The organism is Shouchella clausii, from assembly GCF_002250115.1.
GTDB lineage: Bacteria > Bacillota > Bacilli > Bacillales > Bacillaceae_D > Shouchella > Shouchella clausii.
In genome coordinates this window covers 1302706-1326322 of the sequence record NZ_CP019985.1, presented here as the reverse complement: position 1 = coordinate 1326322, position 23617 = coordinate 1302706, and the positions used below count along the sequence as shown (strand labels likewise).

The 23617-nt window shown below is 45.7% G+C and carries 16 protein-coding genes, 1 tRNA gene, 3 rRNA genes and 1 other RNA gene; 18 read left to right on the top strand and 3 right to left on the bottom strand.

What is annotated here, in order from left to right; translation table 11 throughout:
* Window positions 1–18: 18 nt before the first annotated feature.
* Window positions 19–909, bottom strand: coding sequence for an ABC transporter permease (locus tag BC8716_RS06420; protein ID WP_094424383.1), 891 nt, complete (start codon window positions 907–909; stop codon window positions 19–21).
* A gap of 494 nt (window positions 910–1403) precedes the next feature.
* Here BC8716_RS06420 and BC8716_RS06415 point away from each other — a divergent pair, with 494 nt between their 5' ends.
* The 4 genes from BC8716_RS06415 to ffs all read left to right on the top strand — a co-directional run bounded on the left by BC8716_RS06415 (window position 1404) and on the right by ffs (window position 4285).
* The gene (locus tag BC8716_RS06415; RefSeq protein ID WP_094424382.1) at window positions 1404–3011 is read left to right on the top strand and encodes a glutathione ABC transporter substrate-binding protein; all 1608 of its coding nucleotides are present in this window, start codon (window positions 1404–1406) and stop codon (window positions 3009–3011) included.
* Window positions 3012–3181: 170 nt separating this feature from the next.
* Window positions 3182–3274: transfer RNA gene (locus BC8716_RS06410), tRNA-Ser, on the top strand.
* 168 nt (window positions 3275–3442) lie between these two features.
* Window positions 3443–3928 (top strand): tRNA adenosine(34) deaminase TadA, encoded by a 486-nt coding sequence (tadA, locus tag BC8716_RS06405; RefSeq protein WP_094424381.1) that lies wholly within the window; start codon window positions 3443–3445, stop codon window positions 3926–3928.
* A 90-nt stretch (window positions 3929–4018) separates the two neighbouring features.
* Window positions 4019–4285: signal recognition particle sRNA large type (gene ffs / locus BC8716_RS06400), an RNA gene on the top strand.
* A gap of 216 nt (window positions 4286–4501) precedes the next feature.
* Here the strand turns inward: ffs and BC8716_RS06395 are convergent.
* Window positions 4502–5083 (bottom strand): ATP-dependent Clp protease proteolytic subunit, encoded by a 582-nt coding sequence (locus BC8716_RS06395; RefSeq protein ID WP_094424380.1) that lies wholly within the window; start codon window positions 5081–5083, stop codon window positions 4502–4504.
* Window positions 5084–5103: 20 nt separating this feature from the next.
* Complete coding sequence (locus BC8716_RS06390; protein WP_169715917.1) at window positions 5104–5703, bottom strand: RNA polymerase sigma factor; 600 nt, start codon at window positions 5701–5703, stop codon at window positions 5104–5106.
* A 225-nt stretch (window positions 5704–5928) separates the two neighbouring features.
* Here BC8716_RS06390 and dnaX point away from each other — a divergent pair, with 225 nt between their 5' ends.
* From dnaX to BC8716_RS06320, 14 genes are all read left to right on the top strand, one after another.
* Window positions 5929–7611, top strand: coding sequence for a DNA polymerase III subunit gamma/tau (dnaX, locus tag BC8716_RS06385; RefSeq protein ID WP_094424378.1), 1683 nt, complete (start codon window positions 5929–5931; stop codon window positions 7609–7611).
* A gap of 15 nt (window positions 7612–7626) precedes the next feature.
* Window positions 7627–7938 (top strand): YbaB/EbfC family nucleoid-associated protein, encoded by a 312-nt coding sequence (locus tag BC8716_RS06380; protein ID WP_035202581.1) that lies wholly within the window; start codon window positions 7627–7629, stop codon window positions 7936–7938.
* Between the two features lie 12 nt (window positions 7939–7950).
* Entirely contained in the window at window positions 7951–8550 is a 600-nt protein-coding gene (recR, locus tag BC8716_RS06375; protein WP_011244903.1) for a recombination mediator RecR, read from the top strand.
* A 12-nt stretch (window positions 8551–8562) separates the two neighbouring features.
* Window positions 8563–8790, top strand: coding sequence for a YaaL family protein (locus BC8716_RS06370; protein WP_094424377.1), 228 nt, complete (start codon window positions 8563–8565; stop codon window positions 8788–8790).
* Window positions 8791–8857: 67 nt separating this feature from the next.
* The gene (locus BC8716_RS06365; RefSeq protein WP_094424376.1) at window positions 8858–9121 is read left to right on the top strand and encodes a pro-sigmaK processing inhibitor BofA family protein; all 264 of its coding nucleotides are present in this window, start codon (window positions 8858–8860) and stop codon (window positions 9119–9121) included.
* A gap of 307 nt (window positions 9122–9428) precedes the next feature.
* Window positions 9429–10979: ribosomal RNA gene (locus BC8716_RS06360) — 16S ribosomal RNA — on the top strand.
* 458 nt (window positions 10980–11437) lie between these two features.
* A 23S ribosomal RNA gene (locus BC8716_RS06355) occupies window positions 11438–14375 on the top strand.
* Window positions 14376–14615: 240 nt separating this feature from the next.
* A 5S ribosomal RNA gene (gene rrf, locus BC8716_RS06350) occupies window positions 14616–14731 on the top strand.
* Together the 16S, 23S and 5S rRNA genes form the textbook arrangement of a ribosomal RNA operon.
* A gap of 447 nt (window positions 14732–15178) precedes the next feature.
* Window positions 15179–16324 carry an iron-containing alcohol dehydrogenase gene (locus BC8716_RS06345; RefSeq protein WP_094424375.1) on the top strand — a complete coding sequence of 382 codons (1146 nt, stop codon included), beginning with the start codon at window positions 15179–15181 and terminating at the stop codon, window positions 16322–16324.
* 150 nt (window positions 16325–16474) lie between these two features.
* Window positions 16475–17983, top strand: coding sequence for a sensor histidine kinase (locus BC8716_RS06340; RefSeq protein WP_094424374.1), 1509 nt, complete (start codon window positions 16475–16477; stop codon window positions 17981–17983).
* On the top strand, window positions 17980–19419 hold the full coding sequence (locus BC8716_RS06335) for a sigma-54-dependent transcriptional regulator (RefSeq protein WP_094424373.1): 1440 nt from the start codon (window positions 17980–17982) through the stop codon (window positions 19417–19419). Before BC8716_RS06340 ends, BC8716_RS06335 begins: the two co-directional genes overlap by 4 nt.
* A gap of 252 nt (window positions 19420–19671) precedes the next feature.
* Window positions 19672–20694 (top strand): alcohol dehydrogenase AdhP, encoded by a 1023-nt coding sequence (adhP, locus tag BC8716_RS06330; RefSeq protein WP_094429183.1) that lies wholly within the window; start codon window positions 19672–19674, stop codon window positions 20692–20694.
* Between the two features lie 15 nt (window positions 20695–20709).
* Complete coding sequence (locus BC8716_RS06325; protein ID WP_094424372.1) at window positions 20710–22206, top strand: aldehyde dehydrogenase family protein; 1497 nt, start codon at window positions 20710–20712, stop codon at window positions 22204–22206.
* 340 nt (window positions 22207–22546) lie between these two features.
* On the top strand, window positions 22547–23515 hold the full coding sequence (locus BC8716_RS06320) for an HD domain-containing protein (protein WP_094424371.1): 969 nt from the start codon (window positions 22547–22549) through the stop codon (window positions 23513–23515).
* Window positions 23516–23617: the final 102 nt, after the last annotated feature.

Sequence of the window (23617 nt, the reverse complement as noted above, 5' to 3'; positions counted from 1 at the left end):
GCACCTCTTTTCTATAAATTATTTCGTCTTTGGATCAAGCGCATCACGGAGCCCATCGCCAAACAGGTTAAAGGCGAGGACAAACAAGACAATTGCTAGTCCAGGGGCGTAAGTCATATGCGGAGCCTGGAACATGTATACTTTTCCGCTGTTTAACATCGCACCCCATTCAGGGCTAGGAGGCGAAACGCCTAAACCAAGAAAAGAGAGGCCTGCGGCAGATAAAACACCAGTTGCAATCGATAAAGTCGATTGTACAATTAATGGCGACATTGTATTTGGTAAGATATGCTTAAAAATAATACGAGTATCGCTAGCACCCAGCGCTTTTACAGCATCGATATATTCTAATTTTTTGACAGATAGTGTTGAGCCTCTTGCAATCCGTGCAAATACTGGAAATGCGCTGATTGCTACCGCAAGAATAATGTTATTCAAGCCAGGCCCGAGTGTCGCAACGATTGCAAGCGCAAGGATAATACTTGGAAACGCTAAAAGAATATCCATAATCCGCATAATAATGGCATCAATTTTACCGCCATAGTAGCCAGAAATAATGCCAATGACGGTTCCGACTGTTCCTGCGATGGCGACAGAAACGAAGCCAATACGAAACGTAATGCTTAAACCGTGTAAAATACGTGAGAACACATCACGGCCAAAATCATCGGTGCCGAACCAATGTTCACTAGAAGGCCCTTGTAATTTAAGTGCAAAGTCTTGTTCATTAATGCCTTGAGGGGCAATCCAAGGGCCGATGACGGCTAAGATTGCTAGAATAATAATCAGCGATCCGCCAAAGACGGCAGACTTGTTCGACAACAAACGACCTAAAAAAGCCTTCCAATTTCGCACCCAAGGCTTTTGTGCAACTTGGCCGATTGGCTGACTTGCAGTATCCTGAGACATATTCAACTTCCTTTCTTTTCAGCTTATACGCATCATCTGATTATACAACACGTCTTAAAACGAAAACAATCTAAAATAGCAATCTTAATATAGTATTTTAGCGAATAATGTCGACATATGCAAAGGGAATTTTCGGATTTGAACACAGTTTTATAAAGATTTATCGAATCAGGGATGAGTCACTATAAATCCACTGGGCATCCTTGAGACAGATTGTGAGATAAATAGCGTCCTATTTTTCCGTCCACACTTGTTAACCAAGAGTGGAAAATGGTCGCTATTATAATAGGAAAATAAAAGAAATGGGCTATAGAAAGCAAGAAAACATAAGATATTACCATTAAAATGAAGTGAATCAATATATTAGGGTAAAAATTTAAGTCTAAAGTCCTAATTAATGTGAATGTTTAAAGCAGGACATTGTTTATTTGTGTAAAATAGTATATAGTGAAATTTGTTTTACAGAAATTTAAGAGAACAAGGGGGATAAAATAATGAATGTAAAAAAACCGTTTTACGGTGTTATGGCTTTAACTGTAGCTGCTGGACTAGCTGCATGCTCCAGTGAACCAGATGAAAACACAAACACGGGCGGCGGCGGTGAAGGCGCAGAAGAAAGCGGACAAGGCGGCGATCTTGTCGTTGCAATGAATGCTGACATTGTTGCTTTAGATCCGCACCAAGTCAATGACGTGCCATCTGGCCAAGTCCAAGGGCAAATTTATGAAACCTTAATTGATTTTGACGAAAACATGGAATTACAACCGGCTCTGGCAACGGGTTATGAGTGGAATGACGACGGAACAGCGTTGACGTTCAAATTGCAAGAAGGTGTTAAATTCCATGACGGCGCTGAATTCAATGCAGAAGCCGTTAAAAAGAATATCGAACGTATTACTGATGAAGCACTTGCCTCACAACGGGCATTTTTATTTGAAGAGATTTCAGAAATTAACGTCATCAACGATTATGAAATTGAGTTCGTGACAGAAGAGCCGTTTGCGCCGCTCATTTATAGCTTTGCTCACAACGCCGGTTTTATGATTAGTCCTGACGTTATCGACGCTGACTATGCGGCGATGGAAAACGGCGAACAACCATCGACTGAAGTGAATGCAAACCCAGCAGGAACAGGTTATTTTAAATATGAAAGCGGCCAAATCGGTTCTTCTGAACTTGTCTTCAAGAAGAACGAAGAGTACTGGGGCGAGCCAGCAAAACTTGATTCTGTCACGTTCAAAACGGTTCCAGATGGCAACACCCGCCTAGCGGAACTTGAAACAGGAAGCTCTCATTTTATTGAACCTCTTGACGTGTCAGGTGTTGCTCAATTGGAAGCAACAGACGGCGCACATTTGCTAGAAACGGAAAGCATCTCTGCTTCTTACTTTGGCTTTAATGTCGAGAAAGAGCCTTTTGATGATGTCCGCGTCCGCCAAGCGATTGCAATGGCGATTGATAAAAATGTAATTGCCAACGATATTTTAGATGGCTTCGAACTTCCGGCGACAAGCCCAGTGTCTCCTGGCGTTATAGGCCATGACCCAAATGCAGAGCCGCTTCCATATGATGTAGATGCTGCGAAAGAATTGCTTGCAGAAGCAGGCTATGAAGATGGCTTTGAAGTAACGCTTTCTACGAATGATTCAGCTGCACGTGTTGACTTAGCGCAATACATCCAAAATCAATTAGCTGATCTGAACATTACCGTTGACATCAATATCCAAGAATGGGCGACATATTTGGATGCAACAGGAAATGGTGAACATGAAATGTTTATCCTTGGCTGGAGTTCAGCTACAGGAGATGCAGACTACGCGTTAGCGCCGCTGTTCCATTCTGATAACATGGGCGAGCCAGGCAACCGTTCGTTCTATTCAAATCCTGAATTGGATGCGATTTTAGATGAAGCTGCCAAAGAAGTTGATGAAGACAAGCGTAATGAGCTTTATGCAGAAGCACAAGCAATCTTAAATGAAGAAGTACCAGTTGTATTCACAACAACGAAAAATTACTTGAATGGCGTCCGCGATGAAGTGAAAAACATTGCCGTTTCTCCTTCAGGCGACTTCTTGTTCCACGACACGTATATTGAGCAATAAAAATGAAAGGCTGCCAATTTTGGCAGCCTTTTAAGTTGTAGACAAGTGCTCGCATCCGTCCTCGTCTGACAATCGTTTTCTATTCGTCTAATAGGTTGTCGACAGAATCATCGAGACAGACACTTGCATTTTCGCTTAAAATTGCTTATACTAGCTTTTGTCAGTTAAACGGAGGAATACCCAAGTCTGGCTGAAGGGATCGGTCTTGAAAACCGACAGGCGGGTCACACCGCGCGGGGGTTCGAATCCCTCTTCCTCCGCCATATTCGCATATACACACGACCACTAGAGTGGCCGTGTTTTTCTTTATCATTATATAGTGATAACAAAGCCGTTTAAGTTTAAAGATCAAACAAGAATAAATGCATAAGGAGAATGGATTAGGCTCTTTGGCACCTTTTTAAACACGATTAGGAGTGTGATGATCATCGATGGATCAAGGAACACATGAAAAATGGATGAATGTGGCTTTAGAAGAGGCGGCAAAGGCAGAGGAAATCGGTGAAGTGCCGATTGGCGCAGTGATTATAAAAGAAGGCAAGCTCATCGCCTCTGCCTACAATTTACGCGAGGCCAATCATTCAGCGCTCGCCCATGCTGAACTGTTGGCGATTGAACAGGCAAACAAAAAACTTGGCGCTTGGCGGCTGGAAGGCTGCACGTTATATGTCACCCTTGAACCATGCCCGATGTGTGCTGGCGCGATTGTGCAATCGCGTATTCCAACCGTTGTTTACGGGGCAAGGGACCAAAAAGCAGGCTGTGCTGGCACATTGATGAATCTTTTACAAGAGGAGCGCTTTAACCATCGTTGTGAAGTAATTAGCGGCGTGCTGGAAGAAAGATGTGGAGAGAAATTGTCGGCATTTTTCCGGGAATTGCGCGCTAACCAAAAAAGGAAGAAACAGGATTTGTAAGAAGACCGTTAACGGTTGCATTTGTCTAGTTGATCTAGTATACTTGAACTTGCACCTTACCTTTAGGTGCTTACCTTTATTTACAATTTGCCGTGCTAGATGGGGAGGTAGCGGTGCCCTGTAACTCGCAATCCGCTATAGCGAGGTTGAATCCCTTTTTGAGGTTTCGGTGCTGCAAGGCCTGCCCTGAGTAAGTGGTGTTGACGTTTGGGTTCTGCGCAACGGAAACCCATGAACCCTGTCAGGTCCGGAAGGAAGCAGCAGTAAGTGGACCCTTCCGTGTGCCGCAGAGGTGCCTGGATCGAGCTAACTGCTCAGGTAACGCTTGTGGCGCTGTTATCGAGGAAAGGTGCACGGTATTTACTATATTTTTGTAGATGCGACATAATGTGTGCCGCATAGCTTAAAAACGAAATGAATGAAACAACGTTCCATCGGTCAGTATTTGCCTGGCTGAATGGGGCGTTTTTATTTTAGCCAATGACTTTTCATACTAATTCAATCGATAGGCAATACGAAAGTTTGCTCTATTATATGTAAAACGAGCGACAGTGACCCGCCGCTCGACGCAAGTTAAACTGGAAGAATGTTATCGATCACGCCATAGTCTTTTGCTTCCGCAGCGCTCATAAAGTAGTCACGTTCGCTGTCGTTGGCGATTTTGTCAGGCGTTTGTCCAGTCCTTTCCGCGATGAAGTTGTTAATTTCTTTGCGTTGTTTTAAAATCCGCTGTGCGTAAATGTCCATATCAGACGCTTGCCCTTTCATACCTCCATGGGGTTGGTGAATCATGACTTCTGCATGAGGTAAAGCGCAGCGTTTCCCTTTAGTCCCTCCTACAAGAAGAACAGCTGCAAATGAGGCGGCCATCCCCGTGCAAATCGTTTGGATGTCTGGTTTGATGTATAGCATCGTATCGAGAATGGCAAAGCCCGCAGATACGGAGCCGCCAGGGCTGTTAATGTAAATGGAAATGTCTTTTTCAGGATCGGTAGAGGCTAGAAAAAGTAGTTGGGCTGTGACGCTGTTCGCAAGAGGGTCGGTAATTTCATCGCCGATAAAAATAATCCGGTCTTTCAAGAGACGAGAGTAAATGTCGTAACTCCGCTCCCCATAATGGGTTTGTTCCATAACATATGGAATCGGTGTGCTCATCAAAATCGCTCCTTTTTTACTTAAGCAGCCAGCGCCTGTGATGCTGGCGTGTTCATTTTCATTTGTATATGCTTGCCATGCAAAATAGACGCTGGAACGGTCTCGTTTACCAATTGCACAATCAATGCGGTATTTTCTTCAGCCAGTGCTTTAACAAGCAGTTGGACATGCAACGCTTGCTCGTCTGCCAGTTGCCAGTCCTTCTCCAAATGTTCGCGCACATGTTTTGAAACGTTTTGCCGTGCCCGAAAAAGAGTGGCTTTTACCGATCCTAGTGACTGCTGGCACGCCTGGGCAATGTCTTTTAACGGCCATTTGTACACGTCTGCAAGCAAAAACATGCCAAGTTGCTTGACTGTCAGGCTCGACACAAGCGGTTTAAGCAAATAATCAATGTCTGAGCCGGCGTTAAATGTGGCAGCGCTCGTTTCAGCCAAAGGTTTTTGCGAAGGCTGCCTTTTTGTTTTGCGGCAGTAGTCGATAAATGTATGCTTGGCAATCTTAGTAAAATAAGCATTTGTGAGCTGAGTTAAGCCTGCCTTGTGCCAATGGGACCAAGCTTTGAGCCATGTGTCATGGTATAAATCTTCCGCTTCCCAACGATTTTTTGTTAAAGCCAAACAGTGATTTTTGTGCTTTGGGCATATTTGTCCCAAGCCTTTTGAAAGTCAACTGTGCGGTTGTTTGTCATCGAAGCATCTCCTTTCTTTTGCTTTCTATATAAATAAGAACGTTTTTGCGAGCAAAAAGGATACGGGCAAAACAAGTTTTTATGGAGCGCTCTTTAAACCGGAAATAGAAAAGGCTATAATAATGATACCGAATGAAGAAGAAGGGGGGAGCCGATGAGCTATCAAGCCCTTTACCGTGTGTGGCGCCCGCAGTTACTAGAAGATGTTGTCGGGCAATCACATATTACAAAAACATTAAAAAACGCACTTTTGCAACAAAAGCTTGCGCACGCCTACTTGTTTTCAGGCCCACGGGGGACGGGGAAAACGAGTGCAGCGAAAATTGTCGCCAAAGCGATCAACTGCAAACAAGCTCCAGTCGCAGAACCTTGTAATGAGTGCGATGCCTGTGTAGGAATTACGACTGGTTCGGTTGTCGATGTGATTGAAATTGACGCGGCTTCCAATAATGGCGTAGATGAAATACGTGATATACGCGACAAAGTGAAATTTGCGCCGAGCGAAGTTGCCTATAAAGTGTATATTATAGATGAAGTCCATATGCTTTCAACAGGGGCTTTTAATGCCCTTCTAAAAACATTAGAAGAACCGCCAGCTCATGTGATTTTTATTTTGGCAACGACGGAGCCCCACAAAATTCCGTTAACGATTCTTTCGCGGTGTCAACGCTTTGATTTTAAACCAATCTCAAATGAAGCGCTAATCAATCGGATGAAGTTCATACTTGACAGCAACCAACAGCCTTATGAAGAAGAGGCGATTGAGCTGATTGCCCGAGCAGCTGATGGAGGCGCCCGTGATGCCCTTAGTTTGCTTGATCAAGCCATTTCCTTTTCAGATGAAAAAGTCTCTACCGAAGATGTTTTAACAATTACCGGCGCTGTTTCCCGAGAAGCGCTGCATCAATTGGCAGCAGCGTTGGAAAAGCAAAATGCGCGCCTCGTCCTGGAAACCATTGACGAAACGCTCAAAGGCGGAAAAGACCCGAAAAGGCTTTTGGAAGATTTGCTGTTATACTATCGAGACTTGCTGTTGTATAAAACAGCGCCTGAAACAGCCGATTTGTTTGAAAGGGCTGTGCTTGATGATGCATTTGTTCAAGTGGCCGAATCTTATAGCAGGCCGTTTATTTATGCTGCCATCCAGAGCCTTTCGGAAAGCCAACAAGAAATGAAATGGGCGCTCCAGCCAAAGATCGTGCTTGAAATGGCTGTGATAAAATTGATGCAGCTTGCACCTGCTCAAGACATGGCGCAAGTGGGCAATGAAGAAATGCGCGCATTGCAAGAAAAAGTGAAGCGCCTTGAAGAGGAGCTTGCCTCAGTCAAACAAGGAAATACATTTGATAAAAGCGAGCCGGCGCCTGCCCAAAAAGAACGGCGGCGCATGCAGCCAAGGGCGCCACAGCAAGGAAAGGCGACTCCTGCCGCTGCCCGTGAACTAGTAGAGAACGCCAATAAAGCCGATTTGCAAGAGACGGTAAGCCAGTGGGGCGCAATTATGGAGAAAATAAAAGGCGAGAGTGTGCCTGCCCATGCATGGCTGAGCGACTCTAAACCCGTTGCCGCTTCGGATACGAAGGTACTGTTAGCGTTTCAAAATGAAATGCATCGTGATATGATGGATACAAAGTTTCGAGGCGTTCTTTGCCAAGTGCTAAAGCAAACATTTGGCAGCCGTCATGATTTTGTGACATTGCTGAACCAACAATGGCAGCAAATAAAGGCTGAATATGTGAAAGACAAACAAACTGACCATCCGCAAGAAGCTGATCCGTTGATTGATGAGGCAGTTAAGCTAGTTGGCGAAGATTTGATTGAGATCATTGATTCCTAAAGGAGATGGATTGAAATGAAGAACATGGGTAATATGATGAAGCAAATGCAAAAAATGCAAAAACAAATGATGAAAGCACAAGAGGAGTTAAAAGAAAAAACAGTTGAAGCAACTGTCGGCGGCGGAATGGTGACCGTTATTGCTTCCGGGGACAAACGGATTTTGGAAGTGAACATTTCTGAAGATGTCGTTGACCCTGATGATGTTGAAATGCTACAAGATCTTATTATTGCCGCAACAAATGAAGCGCTGAAAAAAGTTGACGAATTGGTTGAACAAGACCTTGGGAAATTCACAAAAGGACTGAACATGCCAGGAATGTTCTAGGGGGCTAAGAGATTGCAATACCCGAGACCGATTGCAAAATTAATAGAAGGGTTCACGAGGCTCCCGGGAATTGGGCCAAAAACAGCAAGCCGCCTTGCCTTTCATGTCCTTGATATGAAGGAAGACGATGTGCTTGAGTTTGCAAAAGCCCTTGTCCATGCAAAAAGGGATCTAACTTACTGCTCTCAATGCCATAACATCACAGATACGGATCCATGCCAGATTTGTGAAGATAAGCATAGAGACCGTACAACGATTTGTGTTGTCCAAGAATCACGAGATTTAATTGCAATGGAGAAAATGCGGGAATACACCGGGCTTTACCATGTTTTACACGGGGCGATTTCGCCGATGGATGGAATCGGGCCAGAAGATATTAAAATTGCGGAACTGATCAAACGTTTGCAGGATGATGAGAGCGTAAAAGAAGTCATTGTTGCCACCAATCCAACCATTGAAGGAGAGGCAACGGCAATGTATATTTCACGCTTAATTAAGCCTACTGGCATTAAAGTGACTCGCCTAGCCCACGGTTTGCCTGTCGGTGGCGATTTGGAATATGCTGATGAAGTAACGCTTTCTAAAGCAATTGAAGGTAGACGTGAATTGTAAGGTGGCATCTTGATGTTAGGTTTTCGAAAAAAGGGCGTACTTCGTAAAGAAGAAGAAGCAACGTTGTACGAAATGTTGGAACGCCAAAAAGAATCGATCGATTATCAAAAGAAGCTGTTAGCGCATAGTGTAGACCCTTCTGAAGAATTATTGAATCAAGTAAAACGAGCGGAGGCGCTTTATTCCCTCCTTCTACGGGAAGCGCGAGTCCGCCATAGGCGAAAACAAAAAGGATCCTGATTTTGGGTCTTTTTTTGTTGTGGCGATCATACAGTAAAGCAAGACGAGCTCTCTTTGAGGTGATAGGATGGAATCTTGGCTTATATTGTCCATATTAGGTGGTATTGTCGTGTTGCTCTTGATTATAGGAGCACCAGTAAAGCCATTGCGAGTAGCCGGACAAATCGGCGTCCGGTTGATTATCGCCACACTGTTGTTGTTCTTGCTAAACTCATTTGCAACCGCAACGGGTTTGTTTATTCCTATTAATGCCATTACAGCAACGACTGTCGCGCTACTTGGTTTGCCAGGGATGCTTTTGCTTGTAGCTGTGCAACAATTCATTCTTTGAAACCGCGGAAAAAATGATTCTATCTTTTTCCAGCGGTTTTTTATAATTTCTTATTGCAATCCTCAGTTGATCCATGTTATATTACTTCTTGCGCCATAAAAGATCAGTAGTTTAAAAGTTTTTTCGAAAAAAGTATTGACTTTCCTGGCGGAAACATGATATATTAATTGAGTCGCCAAGAGAGAACGGCGACAAACGAGTCCTTTGAAAACTGAACAAAAGCCAAGCGTAAAAAGAGATACAAGGTATCTCGTCAATGATAGTGAGCCACAACTTCGGTTGTGCAATGAGCAAGTCAAACTACTTTTTAACGGAGAGTTTGATCCTGGCTCAGGACGAACGCTGGCGGCGTGCCTAATACATGCAAGTCGAGCGGAGTTTCAAGAAGCTTGCTTTTTGAAACTTAGCGGCGGACGGGTGAGTAACACGTGGGCAACCTGCCCCTTAGACTGGGATAACTCCGGGAAACCGGAGCTAATACCGGATAAACCCTTTCTCCACCTGGAGAGAGGGTGAAAGATGGCTTCGGCTATCACTAAGGGATGGGCCCGCGGCGCATTAGCTAGTTGGTAAGGTAACGGCTTACCAAGGCAACGATGCGTAGCCGACCTGAGAGGGTGATCGGCCACACTGGGACTGAGACACGGCCCAGACTCCTACGGGAGGCAGCAGTAGGGAATCTTCCGCAATGGACGAAAGTCTGACGGAGCAACGCCGCGTGAGTGAGGAAGGCCTTCGGGTCGTAAAGCTCTGTTGTGAGGGAAGAAGCGGTACCGTTCGAATAGGGCGGTACCTTGACGGTACCTCACCAGAAAGCCACGGCTAACTACGTGCCAGCAGCCGCGGTAATACGTAGGTGGCAAGCGTTGTCCGGAATTATTGGGCGTAAAGCGCGCGCAGGCGGCTTCTTAAGTCTGATGTGAAATCTCGGGGCTCAACCCCGAGCGGCCATTGGAAACTGGGGAGCTTGAGTGCAGAAGAGGAGAGTGGAATTCCACGTGTAGCGGTGAAATGCGTAGAGATGTGGAGGAACACCAGTGGCGAAGGCGACTCTCTGGTCTGTAACTGACGCTGAGGCGCGAAAGCGTGGGGAGCAAACAGGATTAGATACCCTGGTAGTCCACGCCGTAAACGATGAGTGCTAGGTGTTAGGGGTTTCGATGCCCGTAGTGCCGAAGTTAACACATTAAGCACTCCGCCTGGGGAGTACGGCCGCAAGGCTGAAACTCAAAGGAATTGACGGGGACCCGCACAAGCAGTGGAGCATGTGGTTTAATTCGAAGCAACGCGAAGAACCTTACCAGGTCTTGACATCCTTTGACCACCCAAGAGATTGGGCTTCCCCTTCGGGGGCAAAGTGACAGGTGGTGCATGGTTGTCGTCAGCTCGTGTCGTGAGATGTTGGGTTAAGTCCCGCAACGAGCGCAACCCTTGATCTTAGTTGCCAGCATTCAGTTGGGCACTCTAAGGTGACTGCCGGTGACAAACCGGAGGAAGGTGGGGATGACGTCAAATCATCATGCCCCTTATGACCTGGGCTACACACGTGCTACAATGGATGGTACAAAGGGCAGCGAAACCGCGAGGTGAAGCCAATCCCATAAAGCCATTCTCAGTTCGGATTGCAGGCTGCAACTCGCCTGCATGAAGCCGGAATTGCTAGTAATCGCGGATCAGCATGCCGCGGTGAATACGTTCCCGGGTCTTGTACACACCGCCCGTCACACCACGAGAGTTTGTAACACCCGAAGTCGGTGAGGCAACCTTTTGGAGCCAGCCGCCTAAGGTGGGACAAATGATTGGGGTGAAGTCGTAACAAGGTAGCCGTATCGGAAGGTGCGGCTGGATCACCTCCTTTCTATGGAGTTTTTACTCTAGTCGATGTATGACCTTCTGGTCATATAGCGCTTAGGCTATTTGTTCAGTTTTGAGAGGACTCAAAACTCTCGATTAAAATGCTTTTGCTCCTGCGGTTACTCGTCGCAAGGCAGCACGAAGCATAAACTGAGAAGTGTTACATGATGTAATTGAAATCAGTAGCCTTGTTCAGTTTTGAGAGGACTCAACACTCTCAGGTTCTTTGAAAACTAAATCCAGAAATAACTCAAATTGATCTTTGTTCATCGGTTGTAAAACTGTTTGAACGAGACGTCAAGAATTCAATGCATACCTTTTTATGTATTTTTTTCATTTCACAAAGAGAACCAAGCAGGTCGAGGATGGGAAATGTTCGAAGGAGGGAGCGTAGTTGCCTACGTGACCGACTGAGAATCATGAACCAGACGAAGAGATGCGACGGTTATCTGACGTGAAAAAGGATAAGTTAGAAAGGGCGCACGGTGAATGCCTTGGCACTAGGAGCCGATGAAGGACGCGACGAACCGCGATAGGCTTCGGGGAGCTGTAAGTAAGCTTCGATCCGGAGATTTCCGAATGGGGGAACCCACCATCCGTAATGGGATGGTACTGGCATCTGAACACATAGGATGTCGAGAGGCAGACCCGGGGAACTGAAACATCTAAGTACCCGGAGGAAGAGAAAGCAAATGCGATTTCCTGAGTAGCGGCGAGCGAAACGGAAACAGCCCAAACCAAGAGGCTTGCCTCTTGGGGTTGTAGGACACTCAACAACGGAGTGATCAAGAAACGGAGTAGGTGAACTGTCTGGAAAGGCAGGCCGAAGAAGGTAACAGCCCTGTAGCTGAAACTTCGTTTCCTCCAGAGTGGATCCTGAGTACGGCGGGACACGTGAAACCCCGTCGGAATCCGGGAGGACCATCTCCCAAGGCTAAATACTCCCTAGTGACCGATAGTGAACCAGTACCGTGAGGGAAAGGTGAAAAGCACCCCGGAAGGGGAGTGAAAGAGATCCTGAAACCGTGTGCCTACAACTAGTCAGAGCCCGTTAACGGGTGATGGCGTGCCTTTTGTAGAATGAACCGGCGAGTTACGGTATCGTGCAAGGTTAAGCTGATGAAGCGGAGCCGCAGCGAAAGCGAGTCTGAATAGGGCGCCTTTAGTACGATGCCGTAGACCCGAAACCGGGTGATCTACCCATGTCCAGGGTGAAGGTCGGGTAACACCGACTGGAGGCCCGAACCCACGCAAGTTGAAAATTGCGGGGATGAGGTGTGGGTAGGGGTGAAATGCCAATCGAACTCGGAAATAGCTGGTTCTCCCCGAAATAGCTTTAGGGCTAGCCTCGAGTGATGAGTCTTGGAGGTAGAGCACTGATTGGACGAGGGGTCCCCACAGGATTACCGAATTCAGTCAAACTCCGAATGCCAATGACTTTAACTCGGGAGTCAGACTGCGAGTGCTAAGATCCGTAGTCAAGAGGGAAACAGCCCAGACCATCAGCTAAGGTCCCCAAGTATACGTTAAGTGGAAAAGGATGTGGAGTTGCCCAGACAACCAGGATGTTGGCTTAGAAGCAGCCATCATTGAAAGAGTGCGTAATAGCTCACTGGTCGAGTGACTCTGCGCCGAAAATGTACCGGGGCTAAACGTATCACCGAAGCTATGGCAATCCCGTATGGGATTGGGTAGGGGAGCGTTCCAAGGACAGCGAAGCCAGATCGTGAGGACTGGTGGAGTGCTTGGAAGTGAGAATGCCGGTATGAGTAGCGAAAAGATAGGTGAGAATCCTATCCGTCGAAAGCCCAAGGTTTCCTGAGGAAGGCTCGTCCGCTCAGGGTTAGTCGGGACCTAAGCCGAGGCCGAAAGGCGTAGGCGATGGACAACAGGTTGATATTCCTGTACCACCTCGTATTCGTTTGAACGATGGGGGGACGCAGAAAGGTAGGGTGAGCGCGCCGCTGGCTGTGCGCGTCGAAGCATGCGAGGCTGGAACATAGGCAAATCCGTGTTCCGTAAGGCTGAGCTGTGACCGTGAAGGACCTTCGGGTCCGAAATCCCTGATCCTCCGCTGCCGAGAAAAGCCTCTAGTGAGAATACAGGTGCCCGTACCGCAAACCGACACAGGTAGGCGAGAAGAGAATTCTAAGACGCTCGGGAGAACTCTCGTTAAGGAACTCGGCAAAATGACCCCGTAACTTCGGGAGAAGGGGTGCTCTAGTAGGGTTAACCGCCCGAGAGAGCCGCAGTGAAAGGATCCAAGCGACTGTTTAGCAAAAACACAGGTCTCTGCGAAGCCGTAAGGCGAAGTATAGGGGCTGACACCTGCCCGGTGCTGGAAGGTTAAGAGGAAGGGTCATCCCAAATGGTGAGAAGCTCTGAATTGAAGCCCCAGTAAACGGCGGCCGTAACTATAACGGTCCTAAGGTAGCGAAATTCCTTGTCGGGTAAGTTCCGACCCGCACGAATGGTGCAACGACTTGGATACTGTCTCAACGAGAGACCCGGTGAAATTATAGTACCTGTGAAGATGCAGGTTACCCGCGACAGGACGGAAAGACCCCATGGAGCTTTACTGTAGCTTGATAGTGAGTGTTGGTATCATCTGTACAGGATAGGTAGGAGCCTTGGAAACCGGAGCGCTAGCTTCGGTGGAGGCGTCGGTGGGATACTACCCTGATGGTGCTGGCATTCTAACCTCGACCCGTGATCCGGGCCAGGGACATTGTCAGGTGGGCAGTTTGACTGGGGCGGTCGCCTCCTAAACAGTAACGGAGGCGCCCAAAGGTTCCCTCAGAATGGTTGGAAATCATTCGTAGAGTGCAAAGGCAGAAGGGAGCTTGACTGCGAGACCTACAAGTCGAGCAGGGACGAAAGTCGGGCTTAGTGATCCGGCGGTGCCGTATGGAAGGGCCGTCGCTCAACGGATAAAAGCTACCCTGGGGATAACAGGCTTATCTCCCCCAAGAGTCCACATCGACGGGGAGGTTTGGCACCTCGATGTCGGCTCGTCGCATCCTGGGGCTGAAGTAGGTCCCAAGGGTTGGGCTGTTCGCCCATTAAAGCGGCACGCGAGCTGGGTTCAGAACGTCGTGAGACAGTTCGGTCCCTATCCGTCGCGGGCGTAGGAAATTTGAGAGGAGCTGTCCTTAGTACGAGAGGACCGGGATGGACATACCGCTGGTGTACCAGTTGTTCCGCCAGGAGCATCGCTGGGTAGCTACGTATGGACGGGATAAGTGCTGAAAGCATCTAAGCATGAAGCCCCCCTCAAGATGAGATTTCCCATGGCGTAAGCCAGTAAGACCCCTTAGAGATGATGAGGTTGATAGGTCAGAAGTGGAAGCGTGGCGACACGTGGAGCGGACTGATACTAATCGGTCGAGGACTTATCCTATACACATTCTTGACAATTGAGTCTATTTCGGATTTAGTTTTGAAAGAATCACTGATTCTTTCCATACACTTCAGTGCAGACGAAGCGATTCGCCGCATCTGAAGCAAAGCGATTGACAAAGAGAAGCAAGAAGGTCGAGGATTGGAAGTGTTCGACTGAAGGAGCGTACAAACGTACGTGACTGAAGAAGAATCACGAACAAGACGAAGAGATTCGCCGCTTATCTGAAGTCAAGCGAGGTCCGGTGACAATGGCAAAGAGGTCACACCCGTTCCCATGCCGAACACGGCCGTTAAGCTCTTTTGCGCCGATGGTAGTTGGAGGCTTCCTCCTGCAAGAGTAGGACGTTGCCGGGCTAAGCAAAGACACCTGAAGAGGTGTCTTTTTTGTTATGGGCAGGAAGCAAAAGAGTGCTGCTTCGAAGAAGCAGAGTTAAATGCTTATTAGGAGTATATGGAGATAAGCTCATATAAAAAACTACGTGAATAGGCTTCACTGGAAAAGCCTCATGCCCTCCTGCGAGACGTAGGGATCATTTTCGTAAGACTACATGAAAAACATCATCGAAGAAGCTCCGTGCCCAACATCCCCGTAGGAAAAGATCCCGGAGCCAGGACGTTGCCGGGCAAATACTAAAGACACCTGAATAGGTGTCTTTTTTTGTTATGGGCAGGAAGCAAAAGAGCGACTGCTTAATTGGCGACACATGAGAGAATCCGCTTAGGCATTTGAAAAATAACAAGCAGGAATTTAAGAACGGCATCTATAAATTTATAAGAATCAACTTCCATAAGGAGATTGGGATGAATATCAGTAAATTTGTAACACCAGAGATTATTTTTGGGAGTGACGCGATTAGGCAAGCGGGGGACGCTTGCGTGCGGCTTGGGGCGAGAAAAGTATTGATTGTTAGTGATAATGGTGTAGCTAATGCCGGCTGGCTAGAAAAAGTAATGGATCTTTGCAAAGAGTCTCATTTGCCCTTTGCCACGTTTATCGACGTGACGATAGACCCGAAAGATCGCGAAGTTGAGCAAGGGTGCCGAGTGTTTGTTCAACATGAGTGTGACGCGATTATTGGGATTGGTGGAGGAAGTGTGTTAGATGTAGCGAAAGCGATTGCCATACTCGCAACGAACGGAGGGGCGATTAGTGATTATGAAGGGATTGATAAAATTAAAAAACCCCTTCCCCCGATGATTATGATTATGACAACGGCAGGATCTGGCTCTGAGGTGTCGCAGTTTTCCATCATTGTGGATTCGACTCGAAAAAAGAAAATGACGATCATATCGAAAACATTGGTGCCTGATATCGCCATTATTGACCCTTTTACACTCGTCACGAAAGACAGCAGCCTCACTGCTACAACGGGGATGGATGTATTGACGCATGCGGTTGAAGCCTATGTCAGTGTGGCGGCTACTCCGCTTACAGATGTCCAAGCGAAAAATGCCCTCACCTTGTGTGCTCAATATTTGCGCCCCTCTGTTGCCTCGAAAACAAATAAAGAAGCGAAGGAAGCGATGGCAATGGCTAGTTTACAGGCAGGGCTTGCTTTCTCAAATGCAATCCTAGGGGCGGCACATGCGATCTCACATGCAATAGGGGGGAAGTTTCCTTTGCCGCATGGAGAGATCAATGCGATTCTTTTGCCCTATGTGATGGATTTTAATTTTATCGCAGCACCTAAACGATTTTCAGACATAGCGACATGCTTAGGGATCGATACAAGAGGATTGACCGATCGGGAAGCAGGCAATGCTGCGATCCAATCCGTTAAAGAACTATCCTCTGATATTGGGATTCCAACCAAGTTTAAACAAGTCGGGTTAACAGAAATGATTGATCATATAAGCCAAGTGGCGTTAGAAGATGCGTGTATGATTACGAATCCCCGTGACATGGATATTGAGCAAGTGAAACAAGTATTAAATCATGTTTTATAGGTGGTGACTTCTAATGTTGGATAATAAACAAGCGATGATTGCTCGTTTAACAGGTGTTGATTCATCCAAAAAAACATACTACACAGAATTAAAGAAAACAGTTGAACAGCTGAAAAAAAAAACATTCAATTAGAGATCATAAATGAAGTAATGAAAAGCATTAAGGTCGATATGTCACTAGATGATATTTTAATTAATATGATTGATAAACTAAAATTGCTTGTTCACTTTGATCGACTGAGCTTTTTGATGTTAACAAATGAAACGTTAAGATTAAGTCATGTTTATCCTGAAGATCACTATTCGTTAGAAATTGGCTCAACCATTCCAAAGGCCCAGTCCCTCTATTGGTCAGCATTAGACAAAAGGCAAACGGTTCTCCAAAGTTTAACGGATACGAATCACGCTTTTTACGAGAAACCATATTTAGCTGTACTTGAGCTTAAATCCATTTTAGTCATACCCATTTACAGTAAAAACAAACGGATTGGCGTATTGAGTATCGGTCGGAAACAAGAAATAGACTGGAGCTCTGACGACCTAGCGTTTTTAGAGCAATTAACAGATCATTTAGCCGTTAGTATCGAAAATGTCGAATTATATGGTCAAGTTTTACGATCGAAACAAGAGTGGGAAGATACGTTTAAAGCAGTAGATGATATGATCGTTGTTTTCGGTCAAGAAGGAAACGTGGTTCAATTTAATGATGCGGTTCATGAGTTTCTTCAGAACCACGAATTAACCCATATTTCTGCTTTGGTTGCCCACTGTGAGCCACTTGTTAAGGAAACGTTCTACTCCGAAAAAGCAGGCCATAAGGAAATCCATCTCCGCAATCAAACCATTTGTGAGCTTTCTACGTACCCCCTTCTCAATAACGAACAGGTGATGTATGGGGTGATTGCTTATATCAAAGATGTGACGGAAAAGCGAAAAATGGAAGTACAGCTCATCCATTCTGGCAAGCTAGCGGCTATCGGTGAAATGGCAGCAGGAGTGGCACATGAATTGAACAGCCCGTTAACGGCCATTTTAGGGAATTCACAGCTTATCCTTAGAAATATGAACAATCATGATTCGTTGTTTCCACTTTTAACCGACATAAAAAATTGTGGCGATCGTTGCAAACGAATTATTAATAGCTTGCTTACTTTTTCGAGGCAGGACGATTTTGTGTTTGAGTCTTGTTCCATCAACGATGCTGTGAATGAAACATTAAACCTGTTAAAGTATCAGTTGGAAAAAGAAAAAGTAATAATCAAAACAGAATTACAAAAAGACATCCCTTTCATTGAAGGGAACCAAGCGCAGATTGAACAAATCATTATCAACTTATTATTAAATGCTAAGGCTGCATTAGAAGAAACATTGAGGGAAAAGAAGGAAATACTCATCAAGACGTCGTTTCAATTCCATGAAGTCCATTTATCGGTTACTGACAACGGAATCGGAATTGAAGAAGAACGCCTCTCAGAAATTTTTCACCCTTTTCATACAACTAAATCGTCAAAAGAAGGAACGGGGCTAGGGCTGTCTGTAAGTATTGGTATTGCCAAATCGCATGGGGGAACGATTGAAGTTCACAGCAAATGGAATAAAGGAAGTACGTTTATATTAAAGTTGCCAACAGCTAGCAATAAGGTTGGAGGAACGATATGACAAGCATATTAATTATTGACGACGAAGTGGAGGTAGGCAACTTTCTTTCCCACTTGTTCACATCAAAAGGGTACAAGGTACGTGTTGTAAACAGTAAGAAGGAATTCGATGCGATTGATTTTGACCACCATCAGTTCCAAGGGGCAATGATTGATCTAAAGTTACCTGATGCGAATGGACTTGCATTACTTAAGCATGTTAAAAGGAGACAACCACAATGTAAAGTCATCATTATGACAGGGTACAGTACAATCAAAACAGCTGTCGAGGCAATGAAGCTAGGAGCGAGTGATTACATAGAAAAGCCTTTTGATGATATTGATTTGTTAGAAAAACAAGTGGACGACTTGCTCGTTGCCAACGGGACGTCTAATGAGCAGCGGATTCTCGATCTGGCGACAAATGTTGGCCTGATTGTGGGACATAATGAGGCCATGAGACAGGTGATTCAAACGGCTTATAAAGTAGCTGGGAAACATGTGAATGTGTTAATCGGGGGAGAAACAGGGACGGGAAAGGAAGTGTTCGCACGGTTTATACACCAAGCGAGTCAACGGTGCTATGAATCATTTATCGGAGTGAACTGTGGCGCACTGTCTGAGTCTTTATTGGAGAGTGAACTTTTTGGACATGAAAAAGGTGCTTTTACGGGAGCTACACAAAAACGAAAAGGTCTTTTTGAAATTGCCAGCAAAGGAACGTTGTTTCTGGATGAAATAGCGGAAGCATCAACTTCGATTCAAGTGAAGCTTTTGCGTGTGCTTGAAACCCGCGAGTTTATGCGTGTAGGTGGAGAGCGACCGCTGCGTACTAACACCCGTTTGCTTGCTGCAACGAACGAAGACCTTCAAGAAGCTGTGCAGCAGAAAAAATTTAGAGAAGATTTATTTTATCGATTAAACGTGGTTCATTTAGAAATTCCGCCGCTTAGAGACAGAAAAGAGGATATTCCCCTATTAATTGAACACTTTTTGAAACGATATCCTGGTATGGATGTTTCTTTTTCAGATGGGGCCTTAGAAATGTTGCAAAGCTACGAGTGGCCAGGGAACATCCGAGAGTTATCAAACTACATTACAAGAATTGTTACGTTTGCCGATTCAGGTCATGTGAACATCACTGCTGATCATCTACTGCTTACAAAGCAACGTTCTGTCACTTCAAATAAGCGAGCTACTAACGATCGTACCGAAACGCCGGAGGCGGGGATGGACAAGTATATCGAAAAGTGGCGGGATGAAGCTTTAAGCTTTTATTTGCAAAAAGAAGTGATAAATTTGGAAGAAGTTCTTGCCCAGCTCAAACAGTTGGAGTCACAACTCGGCAAAGCTCTTGTTCTACAAACGTTAGAAACCACCCATGGAAACCGAAAAGAGGCGGCGAAACGGCTACAAATTTCGATGAGAAAGCTTCGCTATCTTTTAAACGAAAAATGAAATACGGAATAGCAGACAAAGAGCTCTTTTTTAAAAGGGTTCTTTTTTTGGCTAGTCCCGATTGAACGGGTTTAACGGAAAATTGTCATGTTTTGTCCGTCAAGGCGGCTAAAAATAGCCGATTTTTTGGCCCCGAGAGAAGAAACTTGCAGAAAAGAAAGCGCTTTTATACTGGCATGGTTCTTGCTTGTTTAAAGGTAACTAAAATGAGGGGAGTGTTTTTACATGAGCAAAATAAGCGAACGAAGAATGATGAAAGCGGCGGTCGTTGATCAGTTCAATCAGCAGTTAGAGATTAAGGAAGTTCCGGTACCTACCGTAGAGTATGGAGAGGTGCTTGTTAAAATTAAGGCTTGCGGTGTTTGTCATACAGACTTGCATGCCGCTCATGGAGATTGGCCAGTAAAGCCAAAGCTTCCTCTTATCCCTGGTCATGAAGGGGTAGGCATTGTTGAGGAAATAGGAGAAGGGGTCACTTCGATAAAGGTAGGGGATCGGGTCGGCATTCCGTGGCTTTACTCTGCATGTGGAGAGTGTGAGTATTGTTTAACGGGCCGGGAGACGTTATGCCCTGACCAATTAAATGCAGGTTATTCAGTGGATGGGGGATATGCAGAGTATTGTAAGGCGCCGGCCGATTATATAGTGAAAATACCTGAGAATCTTGATTTTGCTGAAGTGTCCCCTATTTTTTGCGCAGGGGTGACGACTTACAAAGCATTGAAAGTAGCCGATGCCAAAGCCGGTGACTGGGTTGCCATTTATGGAATCGGTGGATTGGGTCACGTTGCTTTGCAGTACGCAAAAGCAATGGGTTATAACGTCGTCGCTGTAGATATTATGGAGGACAAACTCGAATTAGCGAAAAGTCTTGGAGCTGATTTAACAGTCAATGGACTTCAGGTAGACCCTGTTCAAAAAATTAAAGAAAAAGTGGGCGGAGTTCAAGCAGCCATTAGTGTGGCAGTCACAAAAAAAGCATTTGAGCAAGCTTATGGATCTGTTAAAAGAGGAGGGACATTAGTCGTTGTTGGTCTTCCAAACGATGAATTGCCGATTCCGATTTTCGATACGGTGCTAAACGGTGTAACCGTGAAAGGCTCAATCGTAGGGACGCGCAAAGACTTGCAAGAATCGATTGAATTTGCAGCCCAAGGGAAAGTCCGAACCAACATCGAAACACAACCACTCGATAAAATTAACGAAGTGTTTGAAAGAATGGAGAACGGAAAAATTAACGGTCGTGTTGTGTTAACAATTGATGAAACCGCTTAATAGGGGGTAAAAACAATGTCAAAAGTGCCAACAGGCGAAAACAGCATAAAGCCTAGGTTAGTGTCGTTTTTGAACGGCGGCTCAAAGAAACTACTGATCAATGGAGAATGGGTTGATGCAGTATCTGGCCAAACGTTTGAGACGATGAATCCAGCAACTGGTGACACATTGGCCATTGTGGCAGAAGCAGGACAAGAGGACATCGATTTTGCGGTCAAAGCTGCACGGAAGGCGTTTGATGAAGGATATTGGTCAAAAATGAGCGCGGCAGAAAGAAGTCGTCTTATCTACAAATTAGCTGATTTAATAGAGGATCATAAGGAAGAGCTGGCTCAGCTAGAGACTTTGGATAACGGCAAGCCGATTCGCGAGACGGCTAATGCGGATGTTCCATTAGCGATTGAACATTTTCGTTATTTTGCCGGATGGGCAACAAAAATAGTAGGACAAACGATCCCAGTACAAGGGAATTATTTCAATTATACGCGCCATGAAGCAATTGGCGTCGTTGGTCAAATCATTCCTTGGAACTTCCCGTTATTGATGGCTGCGTGGAAACTTGGTGCCGCCCTTGCTACAGGTTGTACGGTTGTACTAAAACCGGCTGAACAGACCCCGCTGTCTGCCTTGTATTTAGGGGAATTGATCAATGAAGCGGGATTTCCAAAAGGGGTTGTAAACATTGTCCCTGGATTCGGACATTCGGCGGGAGCAGCAATTGTCAATCACCCAGCTGTCGATAAAGTCGCTTTTACAGGCTCTACAAATGTTGGAAAATTAATTATGAAACAAGCGAGTGAATCATTGAAGAGGGTGACACTTGAACTTGGTGGCAAGTCTCCAAATATCATTTTACCTGATGCCGATCTTTCGAAGGCTGTTCCAGGATCACTAATGGGAATTATGTTTAACCAAGGCCAGGTCTGCTGCGCAGGGAGTCGATTGTATGTCCAAAAGAAACAATATGATCATGTCGTTGCTGACCTAGTGTCGTTAACAAAGGAAATTAACCAAGGGGATGGGCTGTTAGAACATACGACAATGGGGCCATTGATTTCGACTCAGCAACAAAAGCGCGTGAAAAATTATATCGATCGTGGCGTTGAGGAGGGGGCAGAGCTATTAGCAGGCGGGACTATTCCATATGACCAAGGATATTTTGTCTCCCCAACCATTTTTGCGGATGTAGATCATTCCATGACCATTGCAAAGGAGGAAATTTTTGGGCCGGTTGTGGCTGCAATGCCGTTTGACAGCGTCGATGACCTAATTGGTAAAGCGAATGATTCTGATTATGGGCTAGCTGCTGGTGTTTGGACACAAGATATTAAAAAAGCCCATTACATTGCCCACCGAATCAAAGCGGGGACGATTTGGGTGAATTGCTACAATGTATTTGATGCAGCCAGCCCGTTTGGTGGTTACAAACAATCGGGGATTGGCCGAGAAATGGGAAGCTATGCATTAGACAATTATACAGAAGTAAAAAGTGTCTGGGTCAATATGGATTAAACAGTTAAATCGTGAAAGGAGAGAAGCGATCGTCTACGCTTTTCTCCTTATTTTTATCTTTGCGCCCATCATACATGCCACGAGCCCCGGTCATTACGCCGGTTTTTTGCTGTTTATATGCGTTCGCATTTTCATAACCATTTTTTATTCACCGAACGGTTAAGAAGAGGCATAGTCTAATGGAAAGCAGCGGGCTTCTCAATTCTTTGCCCGTTCCACAGACAGTTCGTACTGCCAGAATTAAAATAACAAGGCCCACCACGGTACTAGAAGCCGCCATTCCTATATAGGCAAACAATGAATGGTATACTAAAAATACGTAGAAAAAGGGAGGCGCAAAATGAAGGAATTTGCCGAACCGCTTTACCCAGAAATAGCTCGATTGCCTCATGAAGAGAAATTATTCCAATTAAAAGCGGTAAGACGGTTAAAGTTGTTGTCCCATTACGGAGCAGGTTCATTGGTTTCTCCAGTCGTGCATTCACGTTTTGAACATACGGTGGGCGTTTGGAAATTAGCAGCCCATTTTCAACCAGCCAATAACGAACTGCGGGTTGCAGCGATACTGCATGATATTGGGCATTTGCCTTTTTCCCATAGCGTCGAGAAAGCCCTTGGTTTTGATCATCATGAGTTGACGGCGAAGCGTATTCACTCGCCTTCTATTACTGCTATGTTAACAGAAGCAAATATCGATTTCGATAAAGTCATCGCGTATCTCGATCATCCTGGGCCGCTAACAGGCACAAATACGATAATGGGGTTGGACCACTTGGACAGCTTTTTAAGGGATACGTACATGGCTGGCACGAATCGTGTCCACCCGTGGGAACTTGTTAAACAGATGGAGTGTACGGAATCTGGAGTAGCGTGTGGAGAAGAAACAGCAGCACAGTTGATGGAATTAGTTGTCCGTGCCCATGAATGGATGTGCTCGCCAACGCTGCTTGCAGCTGATGCAGTCCTTGCCGAAGCGATCCTTTGTGACTGGGCGGAAGTCGGCGATGACCGCGATGTGTTTGTTGAGCTAACAGATTGGGACGTCCTGTCCGTCTTGAAAACATCGCCATCGTTACGGGCAAGGATGTGGATACGGACGTTGCTTGAAGAACCGCACAAACTACTTGTGCGTGAAGGGGCGAGCGGATCAGGCATCCCGATCAGCGTAAGAAAATTATATGCCAAAGCGCCTTTGGTTAACGGCAAGCCTTATTTCGATACGATTCAGGAGGACCTTTCCGCGAAATTGCAGTCGTTCATTAAAACCTATGAAGTCATCGATTTTTCGGTTGTCGCAGACCATGTTTAATAATGGCCAAACACCAATTCGAGTTGTTTTTCATAAGATGGATAAACGTCTATATGTATAAAGGCACTCTTTATGGCGACACTTATAGTGGAGGTGGCATAA